This is a genomic window from Acinetobacter sp. NIPH 2699, from assembly GCF_022549355.1.
Classification (GTDB): Bacteria; Pseudomonadota; Gammaproteobacteria; order Pseudomonadales; family Moraxellaceae; genus Acinetobacter.
Genome location: NZ_JAKZGL010000048.1, coordinates 1 through 263, shown reverse-complemented (window position 1 = coordinate 263; position 263 = coordinate 1). Strand labels below are relative to the sequence as shown.

Below are 263 nucleotides of genomic sequence, written 5' to 3'. Positions count from 1 at the left end.
CCGATCACCAACACATCAAAAGCATCTTTGGCATTGATCGCTGCTGCATCTTTTTCCGCGGAGTTACTGTCTAACTTGGCAATGATTTCTTCCAAGGTCATACGACCTTGACCAATATGTTGATCATCTTGGAACACCATTGGAACAGCCAAGATTTTGCGTTGTTCAACTTCATCTTGGAAGAATGCACCATCAATCATGGTAGTAGTGGTATTTGGATTGTTGATCGCAATCAAGTTCAATGCTTGAACCACATCTGGACA

1 pseudogene is annotated in these 263 nt (G+C 42.2%); it reads right to left on the bottom strand.

Annotation, left to right across the window (positions count from 1 at the left end):
• Positions 1–263 (bottom strand): annotated as a pseudogene (locus MMP72_RS15830) (alkyl hydroperoxide reductase subunit F); the annotation flags it as partial.